The sequence below is a fragment of the Weizmannia sp. CD-2023 genome (genome assembly GCF_036225245.1).
GTDB classification, from domain to species: domain Bacteria; phylum Bacillota; class Bacilli; order Bacillales; family Bacillaceae_C; genus Weizmannia; species Weizmannia faecalis.
The window spans coordinates 1-3,691 of sequence record NZ_JARTJQ010000128.1; the positions used below are offsets into that span (position 1 = coordinate 1).

Genomic DNA, 3,691 nt, shown 5'->3' on the forward strand with positions numbered 1-3,691 from the left:
TTTCCCGGTTTTCGTGCCGCCGGTAAAGGAAATCATATCCACTTCCGGATGGGTGACGATCTCCTCGCCTACTACCGGCCCCGCGCCCATGACCATATTGGCGACACCTTTCGGCAAGCCGATGTCTTCAACGATTTCAAAGAGCTTCATGGCTGTCACCGGCGTCACCACGGACGGTTAAAAAACGATCGTATTTCCGGCTGCCAGTGCCGGCGCGATTTTCCAGACGCTCATTAAAAGCGGATAAATCCATGGCACGATAAGGCCGCAAACACCGACGGGTTCCCGGACAACCATTGCCTGCATCGGATCTGCGACATGGTAGGTAAACCCGTCAGGCTTCGTAATTAAGCCGGCGTAGTAACGGAAACAGGCAGCCGCATCGGCAATATCATAGCTTGCTTCTCTTAACGGTTTCCCGTTGTCCAACGTTTCAAGCCTGGTTAAAGCCTTCGCGTTTTCGTCGATTTTATCGGCAACTTGAAATAAATACGCTGCCCTTTCCTGTGCAGGAATGCCGGACCATATCCCCGATTCAAAAGCTTTTCGAGCTGCATCCACTGCTTCATGGGCATCACGGGTGGTGCCTTCCGGGGCAATGGCGATGGTTTCACCGTTCGCAGGATTTTTTATGGCACGCGTTTCCCGGTTATCTGCATCGATCCATTCGCCGTTAATATACATTTTCAGGTTGATGACGGATTGTTGTACCCCGACCATTTTTCATCCTCCTTTATTCTCTTCGACGAATAATCTTGCAAGAAGGGTGCCAATTAATTTTCAGCCTGATTTATGCGGTTTCGCACGCACAGCATTATGCAGTTTTGCATAATGCTATTTTTTTCTGCATGGAAACGGAGCGGGGAAAGTAAAAAAGAAAACCGGCGCGTTTACACCGGGAGGCACTGAAACAAGTTGCAGGCTGCAAAAAAACGGCGGGACACTGTGAATGGTAGCGTCCCGCCGTTTTTTAGGCTTTGTTTGCGGCAGCAGGGGTTTTTAGAAGAAGCTTTACTTGAAAACGGCATCCTCTGTTTTCCTGTTTTTCTTGTTTAATATTTTTTGGTATTTGCGGCTGACGGAAGACTGGCTGATGCCCAGTGCTTTCGCCGCTTTTGTTGTCGTTTTGTACTGGTTCATGGCCAGCAAAATGAGCTGCTCCTCGACGGACTCCATCGCCTCCTGCAACGGCATGATTCTTGTGACGACCGGCTTCATTTTTTTCCTTTCAGAGCCGAATGTTAAAAACTGGCTGACAAACCCGCCATCGATGGCAGCATGGTCCGCAGTGACGACCAGCCTTTCAATAATATTTTGCAGTTCCCTTACATTTCCCGGCCACGGGTAACATTCCAGCACATTGATCGCATCAGGCGTTAAATAAAACTTCCGGCCGTATTTTTCGTTTAATTGCTGCAAAAAGTGGAAGGCAAGCAGCGATATATCTTCCGGCCGTTCCCGGAGCGGCGGGATCCGGATCGGAATGACGTTCAATCGGTAATATAAATCTTCCCGGAACCGGCCCTCTTCCACCATTTTTGCCAGGTTTTGATTTGTCGCCGCAATGATCTGGACATCGATTTTAATGGGGGTTGTGCTGCCGATCGGGATCACTTCCTGTTCCTGCAGCACCCGCAGCAATTTGACCTGCAGGTGCACCGGCAATTCGCCGATTTCATCAAGGAACAAAATGCCGCCGTCCGCCTGCTTAAAGTATCCTTCTTTTCCGTTTTTTTCCGCACCTGTAAAGGCGCCTTTGACATATCCGAACAATTCGCTTTCCAGCAAAGTTTCCGGAATCGCACCGCAGTTCAGTTTTAAAAACGGTTTTTCCGACCTTTTCCCGAATTGGTGGATCGCCTGGGCAATGACTTCTTTTCCGACGCCCGATTCGCCGGACAGTAAAACAGTGGACGAAAATTCGGCGATTTTCTTTACCTGGTGCATGATTTTTTCCATTTTCGGGCTGCAGTAAATCATTTTTTTCAAAAACCGGTCTTTGTTTTTGAACTGGTCGAGCTCTTTTTTGTACCGGGCTGAAATTTCTTTCATCTCTTTCAGTTCGGTTTTTAACCGGGTCGTCTCGGTTATGTCCCGCGATGCAATAATGATCCGGTCAAGCGCGCCTTTTTCATTAAAAACCGGGTTCCCGACGGCCAGAATTTTTCTTCCCGTCCGCGTTTCCTGCACAACGGATACTTTTTTCCGTTTTTCCATCACGAGCCTTATAACCGACGGGGTGAATAAGCCCTGGTCTTCAAAATCGAGGATATTTTTCCCGATCAGCGTTTTTACGTCCACCTGCCAGAAATCTTCAATGATGTTCTCCCCGTAGCGAAGCAGTTCGCCCTTTGCATTGACGACAAGAATTTCGTCATAAATCGTCGACAGAATCGCATTCAAGTCTTTATTTAAGTCTTTTATATATTCGATTTCAAGTGCCATTTCTTCTACCATCGGCAAATCCTGAACGACAATGATCAGGCCTTCAACTTCACCGGCGAAATTTTGAATCGGGCTGTAGTCGGCCAAAACCCCGACCCCGTTTGCGAATTCAAGATGGTTCAGATACGTTTTCCCGGTTTCAAACGCTTTTGCGATATGGTCATGGCTGAAAATACTTTTACCAGGGGCATTCAGCACCGCTTCGTGCGGCAATTTAATCATTCGTAAACCTGCTTCGTTACAATGGATGATCCGTTTTTCCCTGTTGAGCACAAAAATGCCCATTGGGATCGATGCGAGCAAGATTTTCAGAAAGTGGGCGCTTTCGTTTTCCTGTTTAAAGAGCTCCGCCAGCATGTCCTCTCTTTGGATGTAGCCGGACGGGCGGCCATCTTCGCTTCTCACAAGCGCAAATGGTTCACCAATGATTTGGAACAAGCTCGTAATGGAAATATGGTCATCGAGACGGCTGATCCCGTCAAGCGGTTTTGCGTGGCGAAGCAGGGTTTCTTTTGAAAAGTTGCCTTTTTTAAGCTTTTCCAGCAGTTGATGATTCAGCAAGGCATAGGCAAATAATTCTCCGTCCTTCTTTAAAAACAGAAAAGGCCCTTTATGCTTTTGTAACGCCAGCCTTAAATCTTCTTCACCGTCAACCGAAAAGGGGATGATCGGCTTTATTTTTTCTTTTGCAATTGCCGGCATTGCGATTCCTCCTTGCACCTTCTAAAAATATAGTATCACTATATTTTAATATTGGAAATAGTCCGGCACAAAAAAAGAAGATGCCTGCACATCTTCTGCCATGTAACCATTGCTTTTTATCTTAAAGAATAGAAGTTTTTTCTGCTTCATCCAATTGAAAATCGATGACCTGCTTGCGGAAAAATTTCGTTTGGATCGCCATATAAATAAATCCGATGCCTGACCAGATAATGCCGAAAATGAGGGCGTCTTTTTGCAAGTTGGACCATAAAACGCCCGTCAGCCCTGCCCCGGCTAAAGGCATCACCAGGTAGGAAAACACATCTTTTGCCGTTTTATAGCGCTTTTTCCGGAAGACAAAGAAGGCAATAACAGATAAATTGACGAATGTAAAAGCAATCAGGGCGCCAAAGTTGATAAACGAGGAAATGAGTTCCAGGCTGGGCGTGATCGCAAGCAGCGACACCAGGCCGACAAGGATTACATTCCATGCGGGGGTCCGGAATTTCGGCTCCACGGACCCGAACCATCGCTTCGGCTGGAC

At 47.3% G+C, this 3,691-nt stretch carries 1 protein-coding gene and 2 pseudogenes; all 3 read right to left on the bottom strand.

Going from position 1 to position 3,691, the window contains the following annotated elements:
- Window positions 1-720, bottom strand: a pseudogene (locus tag P9687_RS16475) (aldehyde dehydrogenase family protein); the annotation flags it as partial.
- Window positions 721-1,011: 291 nt separating this feature from the next.
- Window positions 1,012-3,147, bottom strand: coding sequence for a sigma 54-interacting transcriptional regulator (locus tag P9687_RS16480; RefSeq protein ID WP_014098495.1), 2,136 nt, complete (start codon window positions 3,145-3,147; stop codon window positions 1,012-1,014).
- A 121-nt stretch (window positions 3,148-3,268) separates the two neighbouring features.
- Window positions 3,269-3,691: pseudogene (locus P9687_RS16485) on the bottom strand (Putrescine importer PuuP); the annotation flags it as partial.